This window comes from Gordonia sp. LMA484 (genome assembly GCF_058129505.1).
Map to the genome: position 1 here is coordinate 3837451 of NZ_CM176700.1, position 26507 is coordinate 3863957.

Annotated in this window: 25 protein-coding genes and 1 tRNA gene; 9 read left to right on the plus strand and 17 right to left on the minus strand. The window is 66.8% G+C overall.

Annotation, left to right across the window (positions count from 1 at the left end):
• Positions 1-8: 8 nt before the first annotated feature.
• A complete protein-coding gene (locus AC4AMJ_RS16915) occupies positions 9-674 on the minus strand; it encodes a response regulator transcription factor (protein WP_489899971.1) in 666 nt (221 codons plus the stop codon).
• Between the two features lie 6 nt (positions 675-680).
• Entirely contained in the window at positions 681-1580 is a 900-nt protein-coding gene (locus AC4AMJ_RS16920) for an Fpg/Nei family DNA glycosylase (RefSeq protein WP_489899970.1), read from the minus strand.
• 25 nt (positions 1581-1605) lie between these two features.
• On the opposite strand from AC4AMJ_RS16920, the gene AC4AMJ_RS16925 reads away from it, so the two are divergent.
• Positions 1606-2346 (plus strand): 3'(2'),5'-bisphosphate nucleotidase CysQ, encoded by a 741-nt coding sequence (locus tag AC4AMJ_RS16925; RefSeq protein WP_489913432.1) that lies wholly within the window; start codon positions 1606-1608, stop codon positions 2344-2346.
• Positions 2347-2853: 507 nt separating this feature from the next.
• Here the strand turns inward: AC4AMJ_RS16925 and cobF are convergent.
• The 3 genes from cobF to AC4AMJ_RS16940 are packed head-to-tail and all read right to left on the minus strand — an operon-like array spanning position 2854 to position 5335.
• On the minus strand, positions 2854-3609 hold the full coding sequence (gene cobF, locus AC4AMJ_RS16930; protein WP_489913434.1) for a precorrin-6A synthase (deacetylating): 756 nt from the start codon (positions 3607-3609) through the stop codon (positions 2854-2856).
• 8 nt (positions 3610-3617) lie between these two features.
• A complete protein-coding gene (locus AC4AMJ_RS16935; protein ID WP_489913436.1) occupies positions 3618-4439 on the minus strand; it encodes an SDR family oxidoreductase in 822 nt (273 codons plus the stop codon).
• A 35-nt stretch (positions 4440-4474) separates the two neighbouring features.
• Positions 4475-5335, minus strand: coding sequence for a sunset domain-containing protein (locus AC4AMJ_RS16940; protein ID WP_489913438.1), 861 nt, complete (start codon positions 5333-5335; stop codon positions 4475-4477).
• 444 nt (positions 5336-5779) lie between these two features.
• Here AC4AMJ_RS16940 and AC4AMJ_RS16945 point away from each other — a divergent pair, with 444 nt between their 5' ends.
• Positions 5780-7213, plus strand: a complete 1434-nt coding sequence (locus AC4AMJ_RS16945; RefSeq protein WP_489913440.1) for an MFS transporter — start codon at positions 5780-5782, stop codon at positions 7211-7213.
• Complete coding sequence (locus AC4AMJ_RS16950) at positions 7206-7892, plus strand: ArsR/SmtB family transcription factor (RefSeq protein WP_489913442.1); 687 nt, start codon at positions 7206-7208, stop codon at positions 7890-7892. Before AC4AMJ_RS16945 ends, AC4AMJ_RS16950 begins: the two co-directional genes overlap by 8 nt.
• Here AC4AMJ_RS16950 and AC4AMJ_RS16955 read toward each other — a convergent pair.
• Positions 7876-8568 carry a nitroreductase family protein gene (locus AC4AMJ_RS16955; RefSeq protein WP_489913444.1) on the minus strand — a complete coding sequence of 231 codons (693 nt, stop codon included), beginning with the start codon at positions 8566-8568 and terminating at the stop codon, positions 7876-7878. The genes AC4AMJ_RS16950 and AC4AMJ_RS16955 overlap by 17 nt on opposite strands.
• Positions 8569-8610: 42 nt before the next feature.
• Positions 8611-9108, minus strand: a complete 498-nt coding sequence (locus AC4AMJ_RS16960) for a MarR family winged helix-turn-helix transcriptional regulator (RefSeq protein WP_489913446.1) — start codon at positions 9106-9108, stop codon at positions 8611-8613.
• A gap of 60 nt (positions 9109-9168) precedes the next feature.
• On the opposite strand from AC4AMJ_RS16960, the gene AC4AMJ_RS16965 reads away from it, so the two are divergent.
• Positions 9169-10335: an FUSC family protein gene (locus AC4AMJ_RS16965; protein ID WP_489913448.1), complete on the plus strand. Its 1167-nt coding sequence runs from the start codon at positions 9169-9171 to the stop codon at positions 10333-10335.
• A 77-nt stretch (positions 10336-10412) separates the two neighbouring features.
• Here AC4AMJ_RS16965 and AC4AMJ_RS16970 read toward each other — a convergent pair.
• A tRNA-Arg gene (locus tag AC4AMJ_RS16970) sits at positions 10413-10485 on the minus strand.
• 330 nt (positions 10486-10815) lie between these two features.
• Here AC4AMJ_RS16970 and AC4AMJ_RS16975 point away from each other — a divergent pair.
• Together AC4AMJ_RS16975 and AC4AMJ_RS16980 are read left to right on the plus strand one after the other, a co-directional pair.
• Complete coding sequence (locus AC4AMJ_RS16975) at positions 10816-12180, plus strand: acyltransferase (RefSeq protein ID WP_489913450.1); 1365 nt, start codon at positions 10816-10818, stop codon at positions 12178-12180.
• Between the two features lie 90 nt (positions 12181-12270).
• The gene (locus AC4AMJ_RS16980; RefSeq protein WP_489913452.1) at positions 12271-14442 is read left to right on the plus strand and encodes a glutamine synthetase III family protein; all 2172 of its coding nucleotides are present in this window, start codon (positions 12271-12273) and stop codon (positions 14440-14442) included.
• Positions 14443-14628: 186 nt separating this feature from the next.
• Here AC4AMJ_RS16980 and AC4AMJ_RS16985 read toward each other — a convergent pair whose 3' ends face one another.
• On the minus strand, positions 14629-14937 hold the full coding sequence (locus AC4AMJ_RS16985; RefSeq protein WP_489900784.1) for a TraR/DksA family transcriptional regulator: 309 nt from the start codon (positions 14935-14937) through the stop codon (positions 14629-14631).
• A 59-nt stretch (positions 14938-14996) separates the two neighbouring features.
• The gene (locus AC4AMJ_RS16990; protein WP_489913454.1) at positions 14997-15395 is read right to left on the minus strand and encodes a VOC family protein; all 399 of its coding nucleotides are present in this window, start codon (positions 15393-15395) and stop codon (positions 14997-14999) included.
• Positions 15396-15485: 90 nt separating this feature from the next.
• Here AC4AMJ_RS16990 and AC4AMJ_RS16995 point away from each other — a divergent pair, with 90 nt between their 5' ends.
• Positions 15486-16139 (plus strand): PadR family transcriptional regulator, encoded by a 654-nt coding sequence (locus tag AC4AMJ_RS16995; RefSeq protein ID WP_489913456.1) that lies wholly within the window; start codon positions 15486-15488, stop codon positions 16137-16139.
• On the opposite strand, the gene AC4AMJ_RS17000 is transcribed toward AC4AMJ_RS16995, so the two are convergent.
• Positions 16122-17759 carry a PucR family transcriptional regulator gene (locus AC4AMJ_RS17000; RefSeq protein WP_489913458.1) on the minus strand — a complete coding sequence of 546 codons (1638 nt, stop codon included), beginning with the start codon at positions 17757-17759 and terminating at the stop codon, positions 16122-16124. The genes AC4AMJ_RS16995 and AC4AMJ_RS17000 overlap by 18 nt on opposite strands.
• Before the next feature lie 74 nt (positions 17760-17833).
• On the opposite strand from AC4AMJ_RS17000, the gene pruA reads away from it, so the two are divergent.
• On the plus strand, positions 17834-19468 hold the full coding sequence (gene pruA, locus AC4AMJ_RS17005; RefSeq protein ID WP_489913460.1) for an L-glutamate gamma-semialdehyde dehydrogenase: 1635 nt from the start codon (positions 17834-17836) through the stop codon (positions 19466-19468).
• An 8-nt stretch (positions 19469-19476) separates the two neighbouring features.
• Positions 19477-20427, plus strand: coding sequence for a proline dehydrogenase family protein (locus tag AC4AMJ_RS17010; protein ID WP_489913462.1), 951 nt, complete (start codon positions 19477-19479; stop codon positions 20425-20427).
• A 290-nt stretch (positions 20428-20717) separates the two neighbouring features.
• Here the strand turns inward: AC4AMJ_RS17010 and AC4AMJ_RS17015 are convergent, their stop codons facing one another.
• The 6 genes from AC4AMJ_RS17015 to AC4AMJ_RS17040 form a co-directional block, all read right to left on the minus strand.
• Positions 20718-21260 carry a molybdenum cofactor biosysynthesis protein gene (locus tag AC4AMJ_RS17015; RefSeq protein WP_489913464.1) on the minus strand — a complete coding sequence of 181 codons (543 nt, stop codon included), beginning with the start codon at positions 21258-21260 and terminating at the stop codon, positions 20718-20720.
• A 19-nt stretch (positions 21261-21279) separates the two neighbouring features.
• Positions 21280-22863, minus strand: coding sequence for an AAA family ATPase (locus AC4AMJ_RS17020; protein WP_489913466.1), 1584 nt, complete (start codon positions 22861-22863; stop codon positions 21280-21282).
• Positions 22864-22984: 121 nt separating this feature from the next.
• The gene (catA, locus tag AC4AMJ_RS17025; protein ID WP_489913468.1) at positions 22985-23860 is read right to left on the minus strand and encodes a catechol 1,2-dioxygenase; all 876 of its coding nucleotides are present in this window, start codon (positions 23858-23860) and stop codon (positions 22985-22987) included.
• 54 nt (positions 23861-23914) lie between these two features.
• A complete protein-coding gene (catC, locus tag AC4AMJ_RS17030; protein WP_489899940.1) occupies positions 23915-24199 on the minus strand; it encodes a muconolactone Delta-isomerase in 285 nt (94 codons plus the stop codon).
• A gap of 2 nt (positions 24200-24201) precedes the next feature.
• Positions 24202-25308 carry a mandelate racemase/muconate lactonizing enzyme family protein gene (locus AC4AMJ_RS17035; RefSeq protein WP_489899939.1) on the minus strand — a complete coding sequence of 369 codons (1107 nt, stop codon included), beginning with the start codon at positions 25306-25308 and terminating at the stop codon, positions 24202-24204.
• Positions 25305-26276: a LysR substrate-binding domain-containing protein gene (locus AC4AMJ_RS17040; RefSeq protein WP_489913470.1), complete on the minus strand. Its 972-nt coding sequence runs from the start codon at positions 26274-26276 to the stop codon at positions 25305-25307. Before AC4AMJ_RS17040 ends, AC4AMJ_RS17035 begins: the two co-directional genes overlap by 4 nt.
• Positions 26277-26507 lie beyond the last annotated feature (231 nt).

The following is a 26507-nucleotide window of genomic DNA, read 5'->3' on the forward strand; positions in this document are numbered from 1 at the left end:
CCGGCCGACTATCGGATCCGGTAGCCGGCACCCCGGACGGTCTCGATGCTGCGCACACCGAACGGCGCATCCACCCGTTTGCGCAGGTAGCCGATATACACCTCGACGATGTTGGGATCGCCCTCGAAGTTCGTGTCCCAGACCGAGTGGAGGATGTCGGACTTCGAGACCACGGTGCCCGTGTTCCGGATCAGGTATTCGAGCACGGCGAACTCTCGCGGGGTCAAGGAGATGGGGGTGTCCCCTCGGCGCACAGAGTGCTCGGCCGGGTCGAGAACCAGGTCACCCACCACGAGCTGCGCCGGGCGCTCCGGCGCACCGCGCCGCAGCAGGGCGCGCAATCGCGCCTTGAGCACGACCACGGAAAACGGCTTGATCAGATAGTCGTCCGCGCCCCAGTCGAGCGCCTCGGCCTGATCGTATTCACCGTCCTTGGCACTCAGAACCAATACCGGGGTCCAGATGTCACGGGCGCGCAGTTGCTGGAGCACCTGGAAGCCGTTCAAACCCGGCATGAGGATGTCGAGCAGGATCACGTCGAAGTGACCTTCGGTGGCCCGCCAGAGCCCGTCGGTACCGTCGTGCGCAACGGTGACCGCCCAGCCATCGCTGACCAGCATGCGTCGGATCGTCTCCGCGGCCCTGGTGTCGTCGTCTACGACAAGGGCATGCACGGCAGCTCATTTCAATAGTCGCGACATCCGGCGGTCGGCCAACACCTTGCCACCGGTCTGACAGGTCGGACAGTACTGGAAGGATCGGTCGGAGAACGAGACCTCGCGAACCGTGTCCCCACACACCGGGCACGGCAACCCCGTACGGGCATGCACTCGTAGTCCGGTCCGCTTCTCGGACTTGAGACGGGCCACTTCTTGACCTTCGAGCCGACCGATGGCGTCGGTCAGCACCGAGCGTACCGCCTCGAAAAGCGCCTCGAACTGTGCGTCGGTCAGTGACTTCGCCGAAGCGAACGGCGACAGCCGCGCGGTGTGCAGGATTTCGTCGGAGTAGGCGTTCCCGACGCCGGCCAGCACACGTTGATCGGTCAGTACGTTCTTGATCCGGCCGGATGACGCGGCCAGGATCGCGGCGAACTCGTCTCGTCCGACCGACAGCACGTCCGGGCCCAGTGTGGCGATCCGCTCCACCTCGGTGACGTCGCGGACGACCCACACGGCCAGTCGCTTCTGCGTGCCGGCCTCGGTGACATCGAAACCCTCACCGGGCAGGCCACAATGGACCCGGATGGCGATGGGCCCTTTACCGCCGGGCCGCGGTGGCGTCTGCGACAGGTGATCGCTCCAACGCAGCCAGCCGGCCCGCGAGAGATGGATGACGAGGTTGATCACCGGCTCCGCGTCGGCGGACCCGTTCCCCGCCCCACCGGGAACTGTGCGGATGACCAGGTACTTTCCGATCCGGCCGACCGATTCGATCAGGCGTCCGGTCAACGCGGTGTAGGGCGGGTCCGCGGTCTTGAGCACCGCCAGCGATGCGACGTCCACACGCCGGATCGGAAACCCGGCCGCGCGACCGTCCACGTACTCCGCGATCGCCGCCACCTCAGGAAGCTCAGGCATGACTCCAGTGTGCTCTAGTAGGAGGATGATCTCGCGCCTTTCTGACGTCGACCTGGCGGCGCGCCTCGCCGAAGGCGCGGGCGAGATCCTGGTGGGCGTCCGGCACGGCGAGCTACTTCAGGGCCGCCACCTCGGTGATGTCGGGGATGCGATGGCGCAGGCCTGGATTGCGAACGTGATCGTCCGGCATCGCCCGCACGACGCGGTGCTGTCCGAGGAGGGCGCCGACATCGGCGACCGCTCGACCGCCGAGCGTGTGTGGATCATCGATCCGCTCGACGGCACGCGCGAGTTCGCGTCCGGCACTGCGGACTGGGCTGTTCACGTGGCGCTCACCGAGCACGGCGACGTGACGTCGGCGGCGGTCGCACTTCCCGCGGTCGGCGAGGTGTTCCGCTCCGATACCGTCAAACCCCCCAGCGGCCCGCTCACCGGACGGATGGCTGCGTCCCGTCACGGCGGGTCGTACGAGAGCGCGTGGGTGTCGCGCCGGCTCTCGCTGAACATGATCGGGATCGGCTCCGCAGGCGCGAAAGCGATGGCCGTGGTCCGCGGCGACGTCGACGCCTACGTGCACTCCGGGGGCCAGTACGAGTGGGACAACTGCGCGCCGGTCGGCGTGGCCCTGGCCGCCGATCTGCACTGCAGCAGACTCGACGGCTCGCCGATCGTCTACAACCAGCCACAGCCCTACATGCCCGACTTCGTCATCTGCCGCAAGGAGATTCGCGACGACATCCTCGCCGCACTCGGCGAGATCTGGTGACCGGTCGAACCAGGTGCGGGAGGGTACAAAAGTCACCCTTCGCCCCACTCGACCCGCCACCCGACAACGCAAACACCACCCCCGCGCCCTGAGTCTGAGGAGCCTCGCGAAGAACAAACGACGCGCCACCCACCGCTCCCCGAGGAGCCTCGCGAAGAACGAGCGACGCGTCACCCACCGCTCCCTGAGGAGCCTCGCGAGGAACGAGCGACGCGTCACGAAGGGCCCTTCGTGACGCATCCTCGCAAGCTCGGACGCTCCTCAGGGACCGGGGTCACGCCCCCAAGCACGGAGCTCCTCAGGGACCGGGGTGACCCCCCAAGCACGGACGCTCCACAGCAACCAGGGTGACGCCCCCAAGCACGGAGCTCCTCAGGGACCGGGGTCACGCCCCCAACCTCGGACGCTCCACAGCAACCAGGGTCACGCCCCCAACCGCGGAGGCTCCTCAGGGACCGGGGTCACGCCCTCGGACCAGCGACCGGGCGACACCCGCACACCGCGAGATCAAACCTTACGCAGCAAGTAGATGTCCATGATCCAGCCCACTCGCTCCCGCGCCTCCGCTCGCAGCGCGACGATCCGGTCGGCCACGTCGGCGACACGCCCGCTGACGAGGATCTCGTCGTCGGTCCCCACGTAGGCGCCCCACCAGATGTGGTCGTCCGGGTCGGCTGTGTTCCGGAAGGCGAGGTCGCCGTCGAGCATCACGATCTGGTTCGAATCCGCACCGGCAGGGGTGTCGGCGAGGCGTCGCCCGGTGGTGATGTGGATCGGTTCGCCGATGCGGTTGGCGGCGATGCGATGCGCCGCGGTGAGTGCACTCGCGCTCGTCACTCCGGGAATGACCTCGACGTCGATCGACAGGTCGGAATGCTCACAAAGGTCGTCGACGATGCGCAGGGTGCTGTCGTAGAGCGCCGGATCCCCCCACACGAGGAACGCCGCGACCCCGGCGTCGTGTACCTCCGCGGTGAGCACATCGGTGAAGATCGCCGCCCGGGCGGCGTGCCAGCGCCGCACCTCGGCGTCGTAGTCGTCGGGATCGCGGTCCCGCGGCGGGTCGAGTACCTCGATCACCCGATGCCCGGGCGCCGCGTGGCGGGCCAGGATGTCCCGGCGCGCAGTCGCCAACGATTCTTTGACACCGCCCTTGTCGAGCATCAGGAACACGTCGACGTCGGCGAGCGCGTCGATCGCCTCGAGGGTGATCTGCCGCGGGTTGCCCGGCCCGATGCCGATGACACGCAGGGTGATTCGCATCGGACCGGTCAGATCCGGACCTTACGCAAACCGTGTTTGCGCGCGGTCATGTCCAGGATCAGTTGGCGGGGCATCAGCCGCCGCAGAAGGAACACCACTCCGGCCTGATTCCCCTTGGCGTAGAAGGGTTTGGGATGCTCGGCAAGCGCCGCATCCACGATGACCCGGGCCATGGTGGGCGCATCGATTCCTTCGTCCTCGTTCTTACGGGTCGCTCGCGCGAGGGTGTCGTATTCGGCCTTGTAGGGCGATCGATCGCCGATGTGAATGCTGCGACGGTCACCGATACCGGTGGCGATCGTGCCTGGCTCGACCGAGATCATCCGGATGCCGTAGGGCGCGACCTCCCGTCGGGTGGCGAGTGCGAACGCCTTGAGCGCCGATTTCGTTGCGGCATAGTTGGACCGGAATGCCACCGGGAAGCTCGACAGCATCGATCCGACCATCACCACCGTCCCGCCACCGCGCTCACGCATCCCTGGCAGCACAGCCTTTGTGATCGCCACAGGACCGAACACGTTGACCGCGAACAGCTTTTCGATCGCATCCATCGGGGTGTCCTCGAGTGCGCCGGCCTGGCTCTCACCGGCGTTGTTGATGAGGATGTCGATGACACCCACCTTGTCGACGCACTCGTCGGCGCTCAGGTAGTCCGTGTTGTCCAGGCGCACATAGTGGACTCCACGGACCGGATCGGCGACCGCGTCGGGCCGACGACTCGTGCCGTAGACGGTGTGGCCGCGCTCGACGAACTGGCGGGCGACCTCCGCGCCGATGCCGCTCGAGGCGCCGGTCACGAGCACGACCTTGGGATCTGCTGCATCAGCCACGTCGAACACCGTAGCGCGTCACCCCGGATGGCCGGTCAGACAGCGTCGGCCTTCCGGAAGTGGGCGGCTTCGGCGGCCGATTCGCTGGCAAACCAGATCTCCGGCGCGACGTCGGCGTATGAGGGAAGGTCGGGGGTGTGATAGACACCGGCGTCTGCGTCGGCCTTGATCGGATAGCCGTCCGGCGGGTCGGCCGTGTCGGGCACCGGCAGGTGTGCACCCAACGGCACCGGCAACTCCTCGCCGTTTCGGTGGTAGGACCCCACGCCGTCCCCTGAACCGTGGTGGGTGGTGTCGCCGACGCCGAGTTCGGCATCGGCGGGCGGCGACATCACCTCGCCGATGTCGACGTTCATCAGTTCGTCGAGTGACTCGGGGCCGGGTGCCGGTTCGGGTTCATCGTCCCCGGCTCCTTCGACATCCCGTTCGACCTCGGCATCGGCTTCGACGTCGGCTTCGGCATCACCTTCGACGTCCGCTTCGGCGTCCGCGTAGACTTCCGCATCGGCTTCCGCCCCGACCGTGGCCTCGTCACCGCCCACGCCGCCGCCGACGGTCGTCATCTCGTCCTCTCGGGCCGGTTCGGGCTCCACCGCGGCGGCACCCTCGTCCGGTTCACGCCCATCGCCCACGACCGTCGACTCCTCCGCCGGGGACAGACGCAGCCTGCGCACGAGCCAGACGATCAGCAGACCGGCGAGGATCAGCAGGAACGGGATCAACAGCCACCACCAATCCGAACCGGCGTCCTCATCGGCGGCGTTCACGGTCCGGGCCTCCGCGAGCGAATGCGCGGCGGCCGGTGACGCCGACAGCAGCGCCGCGCCCGCCACCACGGCCAGGCCGAGCGCCAGTGCGCCGACTCGCTGCGGCCGAATCCGTGATGTCGTCGCCATGGCACCCCGACCTCGCCCATCGAAGTTGTGATCGAACTCGTCATTCCGAGGCGGATCGATCCGCCCGAAATACCAATTTGCCTCAATTGAGCCCCGGACGCGGGCCGATCGCAGAAAGTGATTCCACGGCGTGCCGGAAACCATTTCTTCCACCGTGCCGCAGCGCTTGAGCAGGTGGGGACGCACATACGCCGATTCACTGATCACCGGAGGAATGCAAACCGCATCGCGCGAGAAATGCGCGATCGATCAAGCCTCGATTTCCTCCGACAATGAAACGCTTCTCAACGGGATTTCGGATGCAGCCAGACGTGTGGCCCGCCGGGCGAGATTCCGACCAACCCACCCTCGCGGCGCTTGACCTTCGGCCGATATTCCGATATTCGTTAGAATATGGCGCGAAGGCCTAACGCGTCGGATGCGCGCGGTCCTGACCCCGCCGCGGTGAGCCCTGGTACGTGGCGCGAACTGTTCCACCCGGCCCACCGGACCGCGGTGGCGGTGTTCGCCGGCGGTATCGCGGTGTTCGCCATCAACACGTATCTGACCGCGGCCTCGCTGCCGAGCGCAGTGGCCGACATCGGCGGATCACGCCTCTATGCGTGGGTCATGACGGTCTTCCTGATCACCTCGGTGTTCTCGTCGATGATCGTCACCCGCACCTTGACCCGCTACGGGGCACGTGGTGCATACCTGATCGGGTTCGGCCTGTTCGGCGTGGGCTCGCTGGTGTGCGCGGTCACCCCGACGATGCCGATCCTGCTGGCCGGCCGAGCCGTCCAGGGCCTCGGCGGCGGCCTGTTGACCGGTCTCGCTTTCGCGGTCATCCGAGTTGCCCTGCCCGAGCGTCTCTGGGTGCGCGCAGTCGGGCTCACCTCCGCGATGTGGGGGGTCGGCAACCTGATCGGACCGGTCCTCGGCGGGTTCTTCGCCCAGATCGGCTTCTGGCGCGGGTCATTCTGGCTGCTGGTGGTGGCCACCGCGATCATGGCCGGGCTGGTTCGTGCGCTGCCCGCACGCCGGCGCGACACCGGACAGAGCGCCCCGCTGCCGATCGGGTCCCTCGTGATCCTGGTCATCGCCACCGTCGCGGTGTCGATCGCCGGGGTTGTCGACGACATCCGCACGGTGCTGGTCCTGATCGCCGTCGCCGCCGTGACCGCGGTCGTCTTCATCGCGGTCGACCGACGTCGCGCCGACGGACTCCTTCCCCGGCTGACCTATACGCGCGGCAGTCCGCTGAAGTGGATCTACGTATCGATCGCCATCCTGGCGATCGGATCGACCTCCGAGGCCTTCATCCCGCTGTTCGGTCAGCGGATCGCCGGCATGGCGCCGCTGTTCGCCGGGATGCTCGGTGCGGCGCTCTCCTGGGGATGGACGAGTGCCCAGATCGCGAGCACGACGTGGGCAGACGGCGCCCGGTCCCGCATCGTGCGCATCGCCGGACCGGCACTGCTGGCCGCGGGGCTGGCCGCCTACGGAGCGCTGCAGTTCGCCTCGTCCGGCTGGGCGGTACTGGGATGGTTCATCGCGTTGTTCGTGGCGGGAGCCGGCATCGGAATGGCCTTCCCACACATCGCCACCGCAGCGATGACCATCACCTCCGACGATGCCGAGGCCGCGCGGGCATCGGCCGGTGTGAACACCGTTCAGATGGTCGCGAACACCTTCGGGTCGGCAACCGCCGGGCTGCTGGTCAGTGTCGGCGCGGTCATCGGCGCCGACGCCGATCCCGACGTCACGTCGGCCCGATTCCTCGCCTTCGGCTTCGCCGGTCTGGCGCTGGCCGGAGTGTTCGCGGCCGTCGCCTCGGTCCGCCGGGCGCCGTCGACCGCACCCCGCACACACCGATGGGAAGGAGTCCGCCGTGTCTGACGACGGCCACACCGACGACCAGGAGTTCTCGGAGGCGGGCATCTACACCGAGCTGAGCCGGGTCGGCAAAGCGCTCGCAAGTCCCGTCCGACTACGCCTGCTCGACATTCTCGAGGAGGGCGAGCGAACCGTCGAAGAGCTCTCCGCAACGGCCGGATTCGGCCTGAAGAACACGTCGTCGCAACTACAGATCCTGCGGTCGGCGCAACTGGTCAGCAATCGCCGCGACGGAGTCCGCATCCATTACCGCATCGCCTCGCCGGAGGTCTCGCGATTGCTCGGGGTGTTCCATCGGTTCGCAGCCGACAACGTCGCGGCGGTGCGCGCCGAGATCGACACCTACTTCGCCGGCCATCGGGATCTGACACCGGTCACCGCCGATGACCTCGCCGCACTGATCGACGACGGCTCGGTGCTCGTCGTCGACGTCCGCGAGCCCGCCGAGTTCGAGCGCGGCCACATTCCCGGCGCGATCTCGGTGCCGCAGAATCGCATCCGCGAGCTGCTCGACACGCAGCCCACCGACCGCCGGATCATCGCGTACTGCCAGGGGCCGTATTGCCTGGCGTCGCCGAACGCCGCGCGCCGGCTTCGAGACGCCCACCGTGACGCCGACATCGTCGCCGGAGGCCTCACCGCCTGGATCAGATCCGGCCGTGAGCTCAGTCGGTCGAGCTGACCGACGTCGGGTCCGCCCCGAAGCCCGGTCCGTCGTACCGCTCGAGCGTGACGAACTCGTCGACGGCCTGTCGTCGCAGCTTCGTCAGCTGCCGCACCGGCTTGCCCAAGGTGACGACCGCCGCGACGGCATGGGATTCCGGGATGCCCAGCAGATCGCGGATCGCGGACTCCTCCGGAATGGCCATCGAGGTGAGGTTCCCCCCGAATCCCTCACTGCGAGCCCCGAGGAGGATGTTCCAGATCAGCGGGTACACCGACGCGCCGCTCACGACCCCCACGCGGTCCAGGTACTGGTCGACGGCGGCCACCTGCCGCAGGTCCACCGACACGACCAGCACGACCGGCGCGGTGCGGATGGGCTCCACGAAACTGGCCGGCACCGCGGTACGGTCGATGTCCTCTTGCGAAACTGCCGTGGGCACAACGGGATTCCAGGGGTTCTCGCCGACCTTTCGCTGGGCGACATAGCGGCGCACCGTCGGTTCGCCCAACTCGCCGAGCCGCTGCTTGGTCCCGGCGTCACGCACCACCACGATGTGCGCGCCTTGCCGGTTCCCACCACTGGGCGCGAACCGGGCATTGTCGAGGATGCGCCCCAGCACATCGTCGGGTAGCGGGTCATCGGTGTAGTCGCGGGCGGCGAAGGTGGTCCGCATGACGTCGTAGAGCTCCATGACCCCACTATGCCCCCGGCCCGCGCGGGCCCGGACAACTGCCTACAGCCGCACCGCCGCCGACACCTTCCGGAGCAACACCGTGAGCTCCGCACGTTCCTGGGGGGTGAGCCCCGACAGTGCGCTTTCGTCGTCGGCGAGCCGGCGCGGCAGCTCGGCCTCCACCAGGCGACGTCCCTCGTCGGTCACCTCGAGCAACACCACGCGACCGTCGCGCTCCGACTTGCGCCGGAGCAGCAGACCTCGGCGCGACAGGTTCTCGGTGATCTTGGTGATCGACGCCCCGCTCAGCATGGTGGTCGACACGACCTCACTGGCGCGAAGCGGACGCCGCGAACGCGCCAGCGCACTCAGGACGTCGTACTCCGATCGCGACACACCATGCGGTTCGAGATTGCGATCCAGACGATGGCTGCTGACGGTCGCGATGTGCTGGATGCGACCCATGATGCCGATCGGCCGGACGTCGTGGTCGGGGTACGCCTCGGCCCACTCCTGCTGAATCCGGTCGACGAGATCGGGCGCATCGGGGCTACTCACAGGAACATCGTAGGCACCGTCACATTTATTTCACTTATAAAATAGTGTTAAAGTACTTTCATGCACGTTGCCCTCGCCGATCACGCACGCCGTCGCCGCGACGCGCTCGCGCAGGCCGCCCACCCGACTGTGTGGCGATCCTCGCTGGCACTCAACGGGGCCCGCGCCGATGTCGGCGCTCCCGTGCGGGTCGGCATCGCCGTCGGACTGGCACTCGTGGTCGGTGGGCTGACCGGATATCGCGACGTCGCCGGACTGGCCGCCCTCGGTGCGCTCATCTCCGCGTTCTGTCGTCCCGACCCCTACCGTGTGCGCGTCGGGCGCCTGGCCGTGTTGGGCGTCGGGATCACCGCGTCGGTGGGCCTCGGTGCTCTTCTCGGCCTCGCCGGCGCATCGACGATGGTCGAGATCGTGGTCATCTCCGTACTGGGCAGCATGGCCGCCCTGCTACTCGGAACGTTGCGCATCGTCGGGCCCGGTGCCGTCGTGTTCGTGTTCGCGGCCACCGGCGCGATGGGATTCGCCACCGCGGGCGGTGACCTCGCCCGCGGGCTGATCGCGACCGTCCTCGGCGGCATCTGCGGCGCCCTCGCCTCACTCGCCCCGTGGCTGTGGCAGGGCGTGCGGTCGCTGGTACGGCCATCGATCGATGCCACAGCCGAGGGTGCACACGCGGCACCCCACTACGAGACGATCTGGACCACGCTACGCCGCCGACCTCGACATGAACTGGTGGCCAACAGCATCCGCATCTTCGTGGCGATGACCGTCAGCGCGGCGGTGGCCACCGCAGCCGGCTTCTCGCACCCGATGTGGGCGGCCATGGGCGCCGTCGCAGCCATGCAGGGCGTCGCGTATCACGTCACCGTGCAACGCGGGGTCCAGCGCCTGCTCGGCAACGTAGCGGGTGCGGTGATCGCCGCGGTGTTGCTCGGCGTGGGCCTCGGCTACTGGGGTGCCGTCGTGGTCATCGTGATCTGTCAGATCGCAGCGGAGACGTGGGCGACGGTCAACTACGCGATCACGTCGACCGTCGTCACACCGATGGCCCTGTTGCTCACAGCTCTGAGCGCCGGCCTGTCACCGGCCGCTGCGTTCGATCGGGTGGCCGACACCGTCATCGGCGTCGTCGTGGGTGTGCTCGTCGCCGCGTTGACGATCGCGCGGGGTGAGGTCGGCGACGGCGGGAAGGTCGCGGACCACCACATCGTCGGACGTGCGGCATAGGCAACTGGTGCGCCTGCATGAGTCTCTTTCACACACAGTAGGCGCACACCGGCCGGAGGCCGGCAGGGATGTCACGGTGCCCCAGGCAGGATTCGAACCTGCGACCCTTCCTTTAGGAGAGGAATGCTCTATCCCCTGAGCTACTGAGGCGAGGGACCGGGTGACGTGTCCGGGAGGCTTTACGATGTCTCGCCTGCGCTCGACTGCTACCTGCCCGCCCCGTTTCAGTCCCGTCGACCGCCACGCTGGGCGTGGTTGCCGACATCGGGAGTGTACGTCAGCAGCCGACGGAGACGATGAGGTACCTCACGGCGTCGGCGCGTCACATCGTCGAGGAGATACTCCTCAACGCTGGTCAGCGCGGGGGTTCTCGCACCGAGACGAGACCTTTCTGATCGAACTGCCAGGAACGGCCCGTACACTGCCCGGCGGCATGGTCAGACGTCGCAGGGGAGGGCGGAATTGCAGCAGGGCGCCGGCATGACGAACACGGACGCGGCAGACGTATCGGCCGACAACCTCGCCAGAGCGGGGGTGGTCACGGCATCGGATGCTGCAACGGTCGAAGCACCCGCCGCGCCGATCGAGGGCGGCAATCTCGCGTCGTCGGGCACCGCGTCGTCGGGCACCGCGTCGTCGGGCACCGCGTCGTCCAGGGCCGGTCGCGCACATACCGCCGATCTGGTTCGGGTCGTCCTGTTCACCGGCGTGGTCGTGGCGCACAGCATCAACGGCATCAACAACACCCCCGATGTGGTCCGGGCCAGCAATCTGGTCGGCACACTGCTGCATCTCACCCGCTACGGGTTCGTCGCGGTGACACTGTTCGTCCTGGTCCTCAGCACACGCAACCGCCCGATGTCCCCCGTGACGTTCTGGCGTCGGCGATTCGGCCTGGTCCTTGCTCCGTATCTGTTGTGGACGCTCATCTACGCGGTCACCGACCACCTGATCATCGCCGGCAATCCGTTCGGGTCGCCATCACAGTTCTTCGGTGACCTCGGCCTCGACATCATCGACGGCGAGGGGAAATATCAGCTGTATTTCCTGCTGATTTCCATGCAGATCTATCTGACCTTCCCGGCCATCGCCTGGTTGCTCCGCCGAACCGAGAAACACCACTGGACGCTCCTCGGCGTCGCAGGTGCGATTCAGCTCACGATGTTCGTGATCTACCAGTACGTGCCGCACCCCGGCGGCCACGCCTGGACCGTGGTCTACGACAACCTCTGGAAGACCCTCCCGATGTACGCCCTGTTCGTTGCGATCGGAGCCCTCGCGGCCTACCACCACGAGGTCGTCGAGCAGTGGCTGCGGGCGCACGTGATCCCCGTGGTGGTCGTGGCACTCGCCGCGACCACGGTCAGCATCACCGCGTACCTGCTCGCGACCTCACCGGGCAACGTGCCGCTACCGGCCAACACCCCGTGGAACCCGGCGACGCTGCCCTGGCTGGTGGGCGGGCTGGCGCTGCTGTGGCTGGGGGCGATGGCCTGGAACGATCTCCGTGCGTCCGGCCGACGCGTCGGATCCAGGGTCGTGAGCGCCGCAACCATCCGCGCCTTCGGCGTGTTCGCGGTGCACCCGCTGATCCTCGACGTTCTCGGCCGCTTCGGCTTCATGGGCGCCCTGTTCGACTGGTTCCCCAACTCCGCGGCCACTCGATCGGTCGTCCTGGTCGTCGTCACCCTGACCGTTTCCCTCGTACTGGTCGACCTGCTGCTGCGCACACCGCTGTCCCGATGGCTCGTCGCACGTTCGCGTATCCCACTGCGCCCCTCGGCCCAGCACACAGAATTCACACAAGTGACTCGTGTTTTCACGGCCGTCACATCCGAGAAATGACCCAGGTACCTCCTGCTCATAGCGTCGAAACGCTCACACAACGACCTTGCCCGTTGATCGATCCGGCAGGTGACGAACCCAGGAGTGACCATGAGTGGCAGCATGTCTCGCCGTCAGGCCATCGAGGCCGTGACGACCTACTCGGTGGAGACCGACGGTTTCCCCGAGCCGTTGGCAGACACCTTCGGGCGCAACGTCTTCACGCTTTCGGTGATGAAGTCGCGACTTCCCAAGCACGTCTTCAAGGCGGTGTCGGCGACCATCGACAAAGGCGCACCGCTCGACCCGACGCTCGCAGACTACGTCGCATCGGCGATGAAGGACTGGGCGATCGAGAAGGGTGCCTCGCACTACGCGCACGTCTTCTATCCGCTGACCGGTTTCACGGCCGAAAAGCACGATTCCTTCCTCGAACCCGACTCCTCGGGCGCATCGCTGGCCGAGTTCCAGGGCAAGACCCTGCTGCAGGGCGAGCCGGACGCATCGAGCTTCCCCAACGGCGGCCTCCGCGGCACCTTCGAGGCCCGCGGCTACACCGGCTGGGACGTCACCAGCCCGGCTTACATCCTGGAGAACCCCAACGGGAACACGCTGTGCATCCCGACGATCTTCATCTCCTGGACCGGTGAGGCCCTGGACAAGAAGACCCCGCTGCTGCGCAGCCAGCAGGCGATGAGCAAGCAGGCCATGCGCGTGCTCAAGCTCTTCGGTCACACCGACGTCGACACCGTCGTCTCCTACGCCGGCGCCGAGCAGGAGTACTTCCTGATCGACCGCCACTTCTACTTCGCACGTCCCGACCTGATGACCACGAATCGAACCCTGTTCGGCGACGCACCGTCGAAGGGACAGGAGTTCGACGATCACTACTTCGGGGCCATCCCCGACCGCGTGCTGGCCTTCATGATCGAGCTCGACCGCGAACTGTTCAAGCAGGGCATCCCCGCCAAGACCCGGCACAACGAGGTGGCCCCCGGCCAGTTCGAGCTCGCCCCGGTCTTCGAGAAATCCAACCTCGCTCACGACCACCAGCAGCTGATGATGACCACCATGAAGTCCGTCGCCGAGCGCTACGGCATGGTCTGTCTGCTACACGAGAAGCCGTTCTCGGGGGTCAACGGATCCGGCAAGCACGTCAACTTCTCGCTGGGCAACGCCAATCAGGGCAACCTGCTCAACCCCGGTGACACCCCGCACGAGAACGAGCAGTTCCTGGTCTTCTGCGCCGCGATCATCCGCGGTGTGCACAAGTTCGGCGGGCTGCTGCGTGCGTCGATCGCCTCGGCGTCCAACGATCATCGCCTCGGCGCCAACGAGGCTCCCCCGGCCATCATCTCGATCTTCCTGGGTGAGCAGCTGATGGACGTGTTCGATCAGATCGCCAAGGGCGGTGCCAAGGCAAGCAAGGAGACCGGCGTTCTCGAACTCGGCGTCGACACCCTGCCGCCACTCAAGGCCGACGCCGGGGACCGCAACCGGACGAGCCCGTTCGCCTTCACCGGCAACCGATTCGAGTTCCGCGCGCCGGGATCGAATCAGTCGATCGCGGACCCGATGGTGGCGATCAACGCCATGCTGGCCGAATCCCTGGACTATGTCGCGTCTTTCCTGGAGAAGGAGATGGCCGACGGCGTCGAGTTCGACGTGGCTGTGCAGAAGGTTCTGGAGAGCATCATCGTCGAGCACGGCAAGGTCGTGTTCAACGGCAACGGCTACTCCGACGAGTGGCAGGAGGAGGCGGCGACCCGCGGCCTGCTCAACCTGCGCACCACCGTCGATGCGATGGCGCAACTCGACGAGCCCGAGATCATGGATGTGATGAGCAAGTACGGCATCCTGAGCAACCGTGAGCTCAAGGCCCGCAAGGAGGTCGTGCTCGAGCAGTACGCCCTCGCACTGCTCGTCGAGGCGAAGGAGACCCTGGAGATCGCCAAGACGATGATCCTGCCCGCCGCGAACCGCTATCAGGGTGAGCTGGCCGGGACCGCGGCGAGCCTCAAGGCCGCGGGCATCGAGATCGATCATCCGGTCCTGCTGTCGCTGACCAAGAACATCAAGGATCTCTACGCGGCGATGTTGGTGCTCGAGGAGGCCATCGACGGCTTCCACGCCGATACCGTCGAGGGAGAGGCGGAATACGCGCTGAAGGCGCTGATCCCCGCCATGACCGATGTCCGGACCGTCGCGGACAAGCTGGAGAGCATGGTCGCCGACGACCTCTGGCCGCTGCCGACCTACCACGAGATGCTCACGATTCTCTGATCGCGGTGCGGGCCGGCCCGCACCGGCCCGCTCCCCTGCCGAAAAGCGCCCAGAGATACGCCCTCCTCAGGGTGGCCGTGAACAGAGTGTTCGCGGCCACCCTGAGGAGGGTTCTTTTCTGGGGCGCTTGTCGTATGGGCCGGGCGGCGGGTCGGCGGGTCGGGCAACGGATGACCAGCCGGCGGGTCACCACCTCCGGGTCGGGTTCCGCGTCGCACAGCCGATGCAGAGCCGCGCGGCCGGGAGTGCTTCCAGCCGTGCGAGGGCGATCGGGTCACCGCAGATCTCGCACCGGCCATAGGTGCCGCGGTCCAGCCTCCCCTGCGCCTCGTCGAGCTCATCGAGGCGAACTCGCGATCGCTCCAGCTGTGCCACCAGATGTCCCCGTTCGACGGCGAGGGTCGACCCTTCCGGGTCGTGCTCGTCGTCGGAACTGGCGTCGGCGGTCGCCTCGATCACGGCCTGCAACCGCGCCGTCAACGAGTCGATCAGCATCAGCGCCTCAGCTCGCTCGGCACGCAGAGCAGCACGGGCCACATCGGCATCCCGACCGGTCAATTGTCTGCCGCATAAAACATCTCGAACTGGATGCGGTCAGGGTCCTTGAACGTCAGCACCGCCCCGTACTCACGGTCGACAACCGGCGTGTACTCGACCCCGTGTGCCTCGAAATGCGCTTGCCATTCGAACAGTTCCTCGCGGCTGTCGACGGCGAGCCCGAGATGATCCAGGCCGGTTCGAGTGGGGTCGAAGGTCTCCCCGCGGTTGGCGGTGTGCTCCTGGAACTCGATCGGGAATGTGGGCGTGAGCCAGAGCAGGATCGCGTGCCATCCATCCTCGTCGTCAAGACGTGTGAACTCGCGTAGCCCGAAGACCTCTTTCCACCATCGGGCGCTCTTCTCGGCGTCGCTCACCGAGAACGAAAGGTGGGACAAACCGGCGTGGGTGGGCATGGTGTGCACCTCCTGATCTCGCGTGCATTGACAGCACGTCTGATGTGTTCCACGATACTCCGGATCGGAGTATTGTGGAAGGAGTCGTTCATGACCAAGCCGACGACGACCTCGTATGCCATCCTCTGCCTACTCGCGGTGCGACCATGGACCACGTACGAGTTGGCCAGGCAGATGGAGCGCAGTGTGGGCGCGATGTGGCCGCGAGCCGAGAGCGTCGTCTACGACGAACCCAAACGTCTCGTCACGCTCGGCCTGGCCGATTCCCGAACCGAGCACACCGGCAATCGTCGAAGCACCGTGTACTCGATCACGCCGGAGGGTCGACGAGCGCTGCACGCCTGGCTCGACGAACCGGGTGCGCCGCCGAGAACCGAGTTCGAGGGTCTGCTCAAAGTGGCCTTCGCCGACCACGGCTCCCTCGACGGACTGCGCGCCAACATCGCGGCGATCGGACAGCACGCGCTGTCCGAGGTCGCGCGAAGTGAGGAGCGCGCGCGGGAATACGCGGAAACCGGCGGCCCTTTCCCGGACCGCTTGCCGATCATCGCACTGGCGCAACGCTGGTTCGCCGAGCAGGCCTCGGCGCTCGCGCGATGGGCTGCCTGGGCGGAGGCCGCCACCGCGGACTGGAGCGGCGTGAGCCCCGACGAGGGTGCCATCACACCACCGGACGCGTTCGGCACGGACAGCACACCAGATCCCGGCCCGCATACCTCGGTCACGTCACACACTCCCCCCTGATCCGATGGCCCGCAAAGACAGTGCGACGACGAGGCGGGTGGCCGGGTCGTCGAGATCCATCCCGGTCACCGATTGCAGCCGACGGACGCGATAGCGCAGCGTGTTCGGGTGGACGTGGAGTTCCGCGGCCGCCGACCGGACGTCGCCGAAGTTGTCGAGGTAGGTCCGTAGCGACGCGGTGAGCTCGCTACCTGTCTGCGCATCCAGTTCTGCGAGCTCCACAACACGGGTGTCGACGAGTTCCGGATTGGCCGTCAGATGGGCGACGATCTCACCGAGCAGCACTCCGGTCTGCGACGCACCGACCGTGGTCACATCCGCGATCAGTTCGCCCTCGCGCTCGGCGGCGTCGAGCACCCGGTCCACCTGGGTGCGCAAGTCGGGCACGGCGTGCAGGCCACGCTCCGGCCCAGCGACGACGGCACGCAAACTCACGCCGAACTGTCGCTCGGCCGCGCCGACAACCGAGCGGCCCCAGGCCACCGCCGCAACGGTGTCCACCTTCGGCAGGATGACGTAGGCGCGCTCCCCCATCGTCGCCGTCACCGACAATGGGCTCAACGCGCTGGCGTGCAGCGTGAGTGCGGACACCTGGCCCGGAGCACCGAACGCACGCAACGACTTCGACGCCGCGTCCGTCGGAGCGAAGCCGACCACGGTGACCGCGACGTCGACGGCGATACCGAGCTGTCCGCCGAGGTAGTCGGCGTCGACCACCTCTCCCCGCGCGCCCAGCAGCCGCCGGACGACATCGTCGTGCGCGGTGCCGGCAGCACGTCGGCGTGAGATCATCCGCGCCGCAACGGCTGCGGCGCCCTTCAGCACCTCATCGGTGTCGGCTGCCAACGCGACTCGCCCCTCCTGCAACCACAGGACGCCGAGGAACTCGCCTGACTCGTCTGAGGACGGTCGGCGGATCGCGATCGCCCTTCGGGGACGCAACGCCAGGTCGGCGCGTTCGTCGACGACGATCACGTCGTTCGACGTCCGAAGGGCGTCCATCACACCCCACTGACGCAGCCAGGCGAGCATCTCCGGCGGTCCCTCGCGGCCCAGGATGGACAGCCTGCGCAGCTCGTCGGCTTCGTCGCCGGCCGTACTGTAGGCGAGTACATGTGAACGTTCGTCCTCGATACTGACCAGACCGCCGGTGCGTCGCGCGACCTCGCCGGCCAGATCGAACAGATCGCCGATGGTCCCCGACCGCATCGAATCGCCGCCGAGTCCCGACTCCGCGAGCGACGGGACTCCTTCGAGCACACGCATCACCAGGTGGTAGATGCGTTCCCATCGAGCGTGTGGGTCGATGGCGATCACGGCGACCCCGACAGCCCCGGCCCGCTCGACGAGACGGTCCGACGGCGACTTGCACAGGATCGCCACCGGTTGATGTGTGCCCAATCCGGACAGCCAGGTCAGGACCACGTCGTCGGGCACCCCGACGAACAGGAACAGCTCGGCGCCGCGGGCGGCGCGGCCAAGACCGAGGTGGATGTCGTCGACATCGAGCAGTGCAGCCGACGAGACCACCTGGTCAAGGCCGTTCGGGGCGGTCGACAACGTCGCGACCGTCCGATCGAGGGCCAGGAGGAGACGACCCAATTCGACACCGTTGTTCATACAGACAAAGCCTAACCTCCTTTGTTGTCCCATCGGCCATGTACTGGCGGGCCGAAGCACGATGAACTGCCTGTATGGACGCCATCACCACACCCCCACGACCATCGAACGAACCAGTCCACTCCTATGCCCCGGGCACCGCCGAACGTGGGCGCATCCTCGATGAACTCAATCGCCAGTCGACGGCCGAGCCCGTCGACCTGCCCCACGTCATAGGCGGCAAGGAACATGCCGGCACCGGCGAGCGGGTCGACGTCGTCCAGCCGCATGCGCATCACGAGGTGCTCGGCGTCATCCGCACTGCCACCCACGACGACGGACGGGCCGCCGTCGCGGCAGCCCGGGCCGCGGCACCCGGATGGGCGGCCACCTCGTTCGACGAGCGCGCCGCCGTACTGCTGCGAGCCGCCGATCTGCTGAGCGGCCCCTGGCGCGAACGAATCGCGGCAGCAACGATGCTGGGGCAATCGAAGTCCGTGCAGCAGGCCGAGATCGACGCACCGTGTGAGCTCATCGACTTCTGGCGGTTCAACGTCGCCTTCGCGCGCGAGATCCTCGCCGAGCAGCCGATCTCCTCGCCCGGGGTGTGGAACCGGATCGACCACCGTGCCCTGGACGGGTTCGTGTATGCGATCACCCCGTTCAACTTCACCGCCATCGCCGGCAACCTGCCCACGGCCCCGATGCTCATGGGCAACACCGTGATCTGGAAGCCATCGCCCACACAGGCTTTCGCCGCGCAACAGACCATGCAGTTGCTGCAGGCGGCCGGCCTGCCCGACGGTGTCATCAACCTGGTGCACGGCGACGGGGCCGAACTGTCGGAGGTGGTACTGGCCGACGAACATCTCGCCGGCATCCACTTCACCGGATCGACGAGGACTTTCCAGCACCTGTGGCGCGAGGTCGGTGCCAACATCGACCGCTACCGCAACTATCCGCGGCTCGTCGGCGAGACCGGCGGCAAGGACTTCATCGTGGCGCATTCCTCGGCCGATCCGGATGTCCTACGCACAGCATTGGTGCGCGGCGCATTCGAGTACCAGGGACAGAAGTGTTCGGCCGCGTCGCGGGCCTATGTGGCGCGGTCGGTGTGGGAGAAAATGGGCGACGACTTCCTCTCCGAGGCAAGCGAGCTCACCTACGGCGATGTGCACGACCTGTCGAACTTCGGCGGTGCGCTGATCGATCGGCGGGCATTCGACAAGAATGTGGCGGCCATCGACCGCGCGAAGACGGTTCCGCACATGACCGTCGCCGTCGGCGGACACTGCGACGACAGCGTCGGCTACTTCATCCGGCCCACCGTGCTGCTGTCCGATGACCCGACCGACGAGGCTTTCTCCACCGAGTACTTCGGTCCGGTGCTGTCGCTGCACGTCTACGACGACGCCGACTTCGACTCGACGCTCCGACTCGTCGACTCGACTGCGAAGTACGCGCTGACCGGATCGATCATCGCGACCGACCTCGACGCGGTGAAGGCGGCGGCAACGACCCTGCGTCAAGCGGCCGGAAACTTCTACATCAACGACAAGCCGACCGGAGCCGTCGTCGGACAACAGCCATTCGGCGGTGCCCGCGCCTCGGGCACCAACGACAAGGCCGGGTCGAAAGCCAACCTGATGCGCTGGACCTCGACGCGCACGATCAAGGAGACCTTCGTGCCGCCCACCGCATCCGACTACCCGCACATGGCGAAGGAGTGACACCCGCGATGAGCAAACTCTTCGACACCGCCCTGCGCCCGATCATCACCGCGGCGGCGGGCAGCGATCGCATCAAGGAGACCTCGCAACGCCTGACGATGACCCAGCGCGTGGTCGAGCGTTTCGTCCCGGGCGAAACCGAAGCCGATGTGCTGTCGGCGATCCGGACGTCGCTGGATTCCGGCTTGGCGGTGTCGATCGACCACCTCGGCGAGGGCACCACCGACGAGACGAGCGCAACGGCGACCGTCGAGGCGTATCTGTCTCTGCTGCGATCGATGTCCGGACTGACGACGAGCGTGCCGCATGCCCTGGAGGTGTCGCTCAAGCTCACCGCCCTGGGCCAGTCGCTGCCACGGCACGGTCGAAAGATCGCCGAGGAGAACGCCCACACCATCTGTGCGGCGGCGCGTGCGGCGGGGGCGTCGGTGACCATCGACGCCGAGGACCATCACACGGTCGACGAGCGACTCGACATCGTGCGGTCGTTGCGCCACGAGTTCGACGATCTGGGCACCGTGCTGCAGGCCTATCTGCGCCGCACCGAGGACGACTGCCGCGAGTTCGCCGCATCCGGGGCACGGATCCGCCTGTGCAAGGGCGCCTATGCGGAACCGCCGACCGTGGCGTTCACCGATCGTGGCCAGATCGACGAGGCGTACCTCCGCTGCCTGCGAATTCTGATGAAGGGCAACGGATATCCGATGGTCGCCAGTCACGACCCGACCATGATCGGGGCGGCGCATGAGCTGGCTGCCGAGTTCTCGCGGTCGTCGGACTCATGGGAACACCAGATGCTCTACGGCATTCGTACCGACGAACAGCAGCGACTGGCCGCCGAAGGGCATCGCGTCCGCGTCTACATCCCCTACGGCAGCGAATGGTACGGCTACTTCGTCCGCCGCCTCGCCGAGAAGCCGGCCAACCTCGGATTCTTCCTGCGCGCGCTGGCAGGTTGACGCGCGTGGTCTCGATACGCTCCGGACTCGCAAGCTCGCCCGGCGCTACTCGACCAGCGAAGGGCGCAGCCTCCGACTCCAGGGGCTACTCGACCAGCGAAGGGCGCAGCCTCCGACTCCGGCGGCGAGGAACCGTATCGAGATCACCACACCCACCGCTGATCGAGTAGGCGACGAGCCGCTAGGCGAGGAACCGTATCGAGATCACCACACCCACCGCTGATCGAGTAGGCGACGAGCCGCTAGGCGAGGAACCGTATCGAGATCACCAGGAGTGCACGCATTCTGGCCTACGACGGCTGAGCGCGCCGCACCTGGTCGGCCGCGCGCGCGGCATCGAGTTCGGCATCGGTGCGGATCACCGCCGGTCCGACCCGCAGGATGCCCGACGTCAACGGCTGTGCCCGCAGGCCACCGCGCCCGATGAGGGCCTTGCGCACACCCTCGCCGGCCACCGTGTCCATCCACGAGCACGGGTGCGCGGGGCGACCACCGCGAAACCGGACCGGCCCGTCACCCGTGTCGAGCTCGAACTCCCGGCCACGCAACGGATCGAGCTCGAGGCCGCGGACGACGACGTTGCGCCGCGCCACCGACGGGTTCACATCGCCGGCAGCCGCATGCCACGCCTCGAGGGCGAGAAACGTCACCGCGGCCTCGGTATGAGCACGCACCCCGAAGAACCGGTCGCCCCGAATCCCTTTGTCGGCGACGATCTCTACCCCGTCCGGGGTCAGGGTCTCGACCTCGCCGGCCGGTCCGTCCTTCGGACGCCCGAAATAGGCGTGCCGAGACGACACCAACAACGAGGCGATCTCGAATCGGTACTCCACAACTTCCGAGGGTAGGGCGTCAGCGCCGTTCGGCCACCGGCACGTAGTGCAATCCTCGGAACACCGCGCCTGCAGCGAACACCGACGCGTCGAGTTCGGTACCGCGGTGCCGGGCCATTCGCAACGCCATCCGCAGCAACATCTTGATGTCGCGCGGTGTGATGTCCGGGAAGCCGCCCACGAGGTCGTCGAGCAGGTCCTCACCGAGCAGAACGTCATTGCCGGCCGCGAGAATCTGCCAGACCTGACGCGCATCCTTCGGACCGGGTGGCTGGTATCCGATGACCGCCGCACATCGGGCCAGGATGGCCTCGTCGACACCGTCGATGCGGTTCGTCGTGAGGAACAGCAGGCCGTCGAAGTACTCGAGGGTGCGCAGGAACTCGGCGACGATCGCGTTCTGGGACAGATCGAGGCCACGTTCCATCACGAAGACGTCGGCCTCGTCGAGCAGCAGCACGGCATCCCAGCGCTTGGCGCGATCGAAGATCACCTCGAGGTTCTTGCGCACCAGTTCCGGGGTGACCCCCAACGAGCCGGAGTGGATGGAATACAACGGACGGCCGGTGACCTCGGCATACACCTCGGCGGTGAGAGTTTTCCCGACGCCTGGTCGGCCCTTGGCGAGGATGACGTTGCCCGCGGATTTGCCGTCGATGATGTCGCCGGTGAACACGGTGATGTCGGTGGTGAGGATGTTGAGCAACTCGCGCTGTTCCTCGGGCAGCACCAACTTGTCCTGCAGGTGAGGATCGTAGACGTAGTCGGTGAGGTCTCCGGTGTTCACATCCAGGAAGTCCTGGGCGCCGAGGTCGAAGACCCGCACGGCGGTGATCACCGGAACCGGGCCGTAGTCATCGCCGTCGAACAGGATCGACGACGCCACCATCCGCAGGGCCGCGATCTCCCCGGGTGCAACGTCGTGAACCACCTTGCGGTTCTCCCGCTTGTTCGGCGAACGGTAGTCGTCGGTACGGATCACCCGGCCGGTGAACCTGAACTGCTTGCCGAATCCTTCGTCGATGATCCGTTGATATTCGTCACGGCGAATCTGGTACTCCGCCTTGAGCTCTGGCGACTCCTTGTAGGCGCCACCGGCGACCAGGACGTCGGCAGGTACCTTGCCGACGACTTCGGTCTCCTCGAAATACAGCACCCGGGGTTTGCGCGACGGGCGCTTCACCGTGGCGTTGTCCGCCTCCATCGTGAATTTGATCCGTGGGCCATGCGTGCGGTCCGCATGCTCCATCGTGATGTCCATGACGAGGTACGGGTGGAGATAGCCATCCGACTCACGGACGTAGAGCCATCCGTCGATGAGGTCATGCCGCAAGAAGCTGTGGAAGATCTCGGTCGCCGCGTCGATATGGGGAATCCGTGGGAAGCGTCCGGAACGGGCCGACTGAATCGCGGTCACCGCCCGCGCGAACGAATCCTCGCCGGTGGACTCCGCGGTGGCCACGAGGTCGGCGAGCGCCGCATCGGTCAGGTCGCGATCGGCGATCGCGATCTCTGGTGAACGCCACGACTGTGCCTGCCGGCGGGCGGGTGCGAGATCGTCCGATGCGGTGGCGGCGACCAGCGTGGTGGGTGCGACGAGCATGAGGGTCCTTCGGCGAGCATGGGTTTCGAGCTGTTCGTGACGGCTTCCGGCCGGCGGCCGTCACGAGTCGGTCGATCTCCGCAGCGTGAGCGCGGAGATCGACCGAGGGTGACGCGACGTGTCAGTGCTCGGGGTCGAGCACGAAATCGTAGTCGACGGCGACGCCCTCACCGTTGGGGTTGTCGTGCGGGTCGAGCATGAGCTCGGGCTTCACGGCCGATGCGATGTCGTCGTCGTTGTGCGGGTCGCCGGGGAAGTAGAGCTGGGTGGTGATCAGCTCGTAGCCGGGGGCGCTGACCTTGAAGTGCAGATGCGCCGGACGCCATGCGTGCCAGCCGGCGGCGGCGATGAGCTGGCCGCAGGCTCCGTCGGTCGGGATCTGATAGGGCGCGGGACGCAGGGTGTGGATCTCGAAGCGTCCGTCCTCGTTCGCGGTCCAGGTGCCACGCAGATTCCACTCCGGAAGTCCGGGGGCGAACTGCGAGTAGAAGCCGAGATCGTCGGCGTGCCAGAGCTCGATCTTCGCGCCCGTCAGCGGCGTGCCGTCCACGGCTCGCACCTGACCGGCGAACACCAGCGGGGTACCGGGCTCGTCGTCGCGCATCGGGATGGTGCCGTTCCATGACAGCTCGGGTGAGCCGTCGATGTAGTACGGACCCTCGATGGTGCCCTTGCTGCCCTCGCGGTGCGCGCTGGCGACCTCTTCGACAGAGTGCTCGAGCCACACGTCGAGGAACAGCGGCCACTCGCCGTCCTCGCCGACCTTGATCAGCCATGCCTTGAGAGCGTTGTACTCCTCGTAGCTGACCTTGTCCTCGATGATGATGTCGTTGAGGCCCTTGATGACCTTGGACGCGAGGTAGTTGACGCGCTCGGTGTCGACGACGCCGGCCCGGGTTCCCGCCGATTCCATGCGTTCGCGGAATCGGGCCGAGGCGTTGGCGCCGGATTCGGCGGCCTTCGCGGTGACTTCGGCGTCAAAACTGATGTCGGTCATGGGTCGTGCTCCTTCTTGTGTGGCCTTGGGCTGACGCTGTGGGTGAGGGCCGACTCAGCCCGCAGCGATATCCGATGGATGGGTGGCCAGGGGGGTCACCGAGATGTTCATGTAGGGAAAAAGCGGCAATCCGGAAAGGATCTCGTGCAGTTCGTCGTTGTCGGTGACATCGAAGATCGAATAGTTGGAGTACTCGCCGACGATGCGCCAGATGTGTGGCCATTTGCCGCTGCGCTGCAGGTCTTGCGAGTAGCCCTTCTCCCGGGCCACGGTCTCGGCCCGGGTCTCGGCGTCGAGATCGTGCGGGATGTTGACATCCATGCGGACGTGGAACAGCATCGTCAGCTCCGATCGAGTCGATAGTGGTCGAGTTTGTCGGGATCGATCTCGAAACCGATCCCGGCGGCTGATGAACGGTGCAGGTGGCCATCGCTGATCTGCAACGGCGTGGCCAGCAGATCGTCGCTCATGTCGAGGAAGTTCGAGAGTTCGCCGGCATAGCGTGACGTCGATGCGAATGCGGTGCCGAACGCCAGCGCGCACGCGGTGCCGACCTGTCCGTCGATCTGGTTGCCGATCACCACTTCCACGCCGAGCCCCTCGGCGAGGTGATGCACTCGCTGCGACGCGGTGAAACCGGTGCGGGCGGTCTTGATGCTGATCGCGGTCGCCGAGCCTCCGAGGATCTCGCGCGTGACATCGGCTGCGGTCGGCACGGATTCGTCGGCGATGAAGGGAACGTCGAGTTGTCCGACCAGCCAGCGTCGGCTCATCACGTCATCCGCCGGGCACAGCTCCTCGGCGAACAGCAGCCCGAGATCGGCCATCTCCTTCATGGCGCGTGACGATTCCGACGCCGTCCAGCCGCGATTGCCGTCGACGTACAGTTCGATGTCGTCGCCGAACCGGTCACGCAGGGCGCGCACGACGTCGGTGTCCAGCGACACGGGCCGGCGACCGACCTTGACCTTGAAGGTGCTGATCCCGTAGGTGTCGCGCATCTTCTCGGCCTCGGCGACCATCGTCGCGGGGTCGTCGAAGCCGAGCATGTGGCTGACCCGCATACGGTCGGTGAAACCGCCGAGCAGTTCGGCCACCGGCAGGCCCAGCGACTTGCCCAGGGCGTCCCAGATCGCCATGTCCAGAGCCGCTTTCGCCGTCGGGTTCCCGACGGTCCGCGACACCCGGCCCAGCACCACTTCCCGTTCGAGCAGGGGCAGACCGATCACCTGTGGCGCGAACACCTTCTCGATGACCGCGACGATGCCGTCCTGGGTCTCGCCGTAGGTGAACGGGCGCGGCGGCGCCTCGGCGACACCGACGATCCCGTCGTCGGTATGCACCCGCACCAGCACGTGCTCGGCCGCGTGCACCTCGCCGGAAGCGAATTTCAGCGGCTTCGTGTACGGAATCGCGAAGGGGATCGCCTCGACCGCAGTGATTTTCATAGGTGTTCTCCAAACTGGGGATCCGACGGCAGGCCTGCGAAGCCGATCGCGGCGGGACCGGTTCCAACCGGGGCCGCGACGTCGGTCCGAACGGTGAAAGCGGAAGAAATGACGGCTGCGACGGCCTCGACGACCGGGTTGTCCTGATCGCTGCGCCAGGCGAGCGCGAGTTCGACGGTGCCGCCGTCGACCAGGTCTCGGATGACCAGGCCGTCCAGCGGCAGGGATCGCACCGAGGCCGGCAGAACGGCGACCCCGAGTCCGGCGGCGACGAGCGCGAGGAGCACCGCCGTCCCCGGCGCCTCGTGGGCGCGCTGGGGAACGAACCCCGCGCGATGGCAGGTCCGGATGGCGGCATCGTTGACGGCCGAATCGCGACTGTCGTACATCACGAACAGCTCGTTGCGGAGGTCCTCGACCGATACCACCGGTTCGACCGCGAGTCGATGATCCGCCGAGACGGCCAGCACCATCGGCTCGATGTCGATGGTGCGCATCGCGACCTCGTCACCCACCACGGGCGGGCGGAGCACACCGAGGTCGAGCGAGAAATCGCGCAGCGCCTCACACTGGACCGGCGTCAGCATGTCGGACTGGATCGCCAGGTCGACGTCGGGCAGCTCGCGCTTGATCACCCGCGCAATCCGCGGCAGGTGCGAGAACGCGGCGATCCCGGTCATCCCCAGCCGAACCAGGCCACTGCGACCCGCCGCGATGCGGCGCACGCCGTCGACGGCATCCTCGACACCGGCCAGGATGCGCTCGGCCTCGACCTTGAGGTATTCCCCGGCGGGCGTCAGTGCGACCTGGCGGGTGGTCCGGGTGAACAGGGTGACATCGAGTTCCGACTCCAGCTGGCGAATCGTGTACGACAACGCCGGCTGAGCCACATGCAACTGTGTCGCGGCCTGTCCGAAATGGCAGGTCTGGGCGACGGCTGCGAAGTAGCGAAGATGGCGGAGCTCCATGGTCGCTGCGCACCTCCTGTACTGCGTCTCGCCGTCGATCTGTCTCGTCCGGTCTGCCTCGTCGCACGTGGCGATCACTGTGACCGGCACCACGTCTGCATCCACGGTAGATCCGCCATACATACGACACAAGGACACAGATTCTCTCTATTGATCAATCTCATCGATCAATTGGATGCTTGGTCAGGACTGGCAATTGCCCTGGTGTGATCGGCAACACGCGGTGCCAGA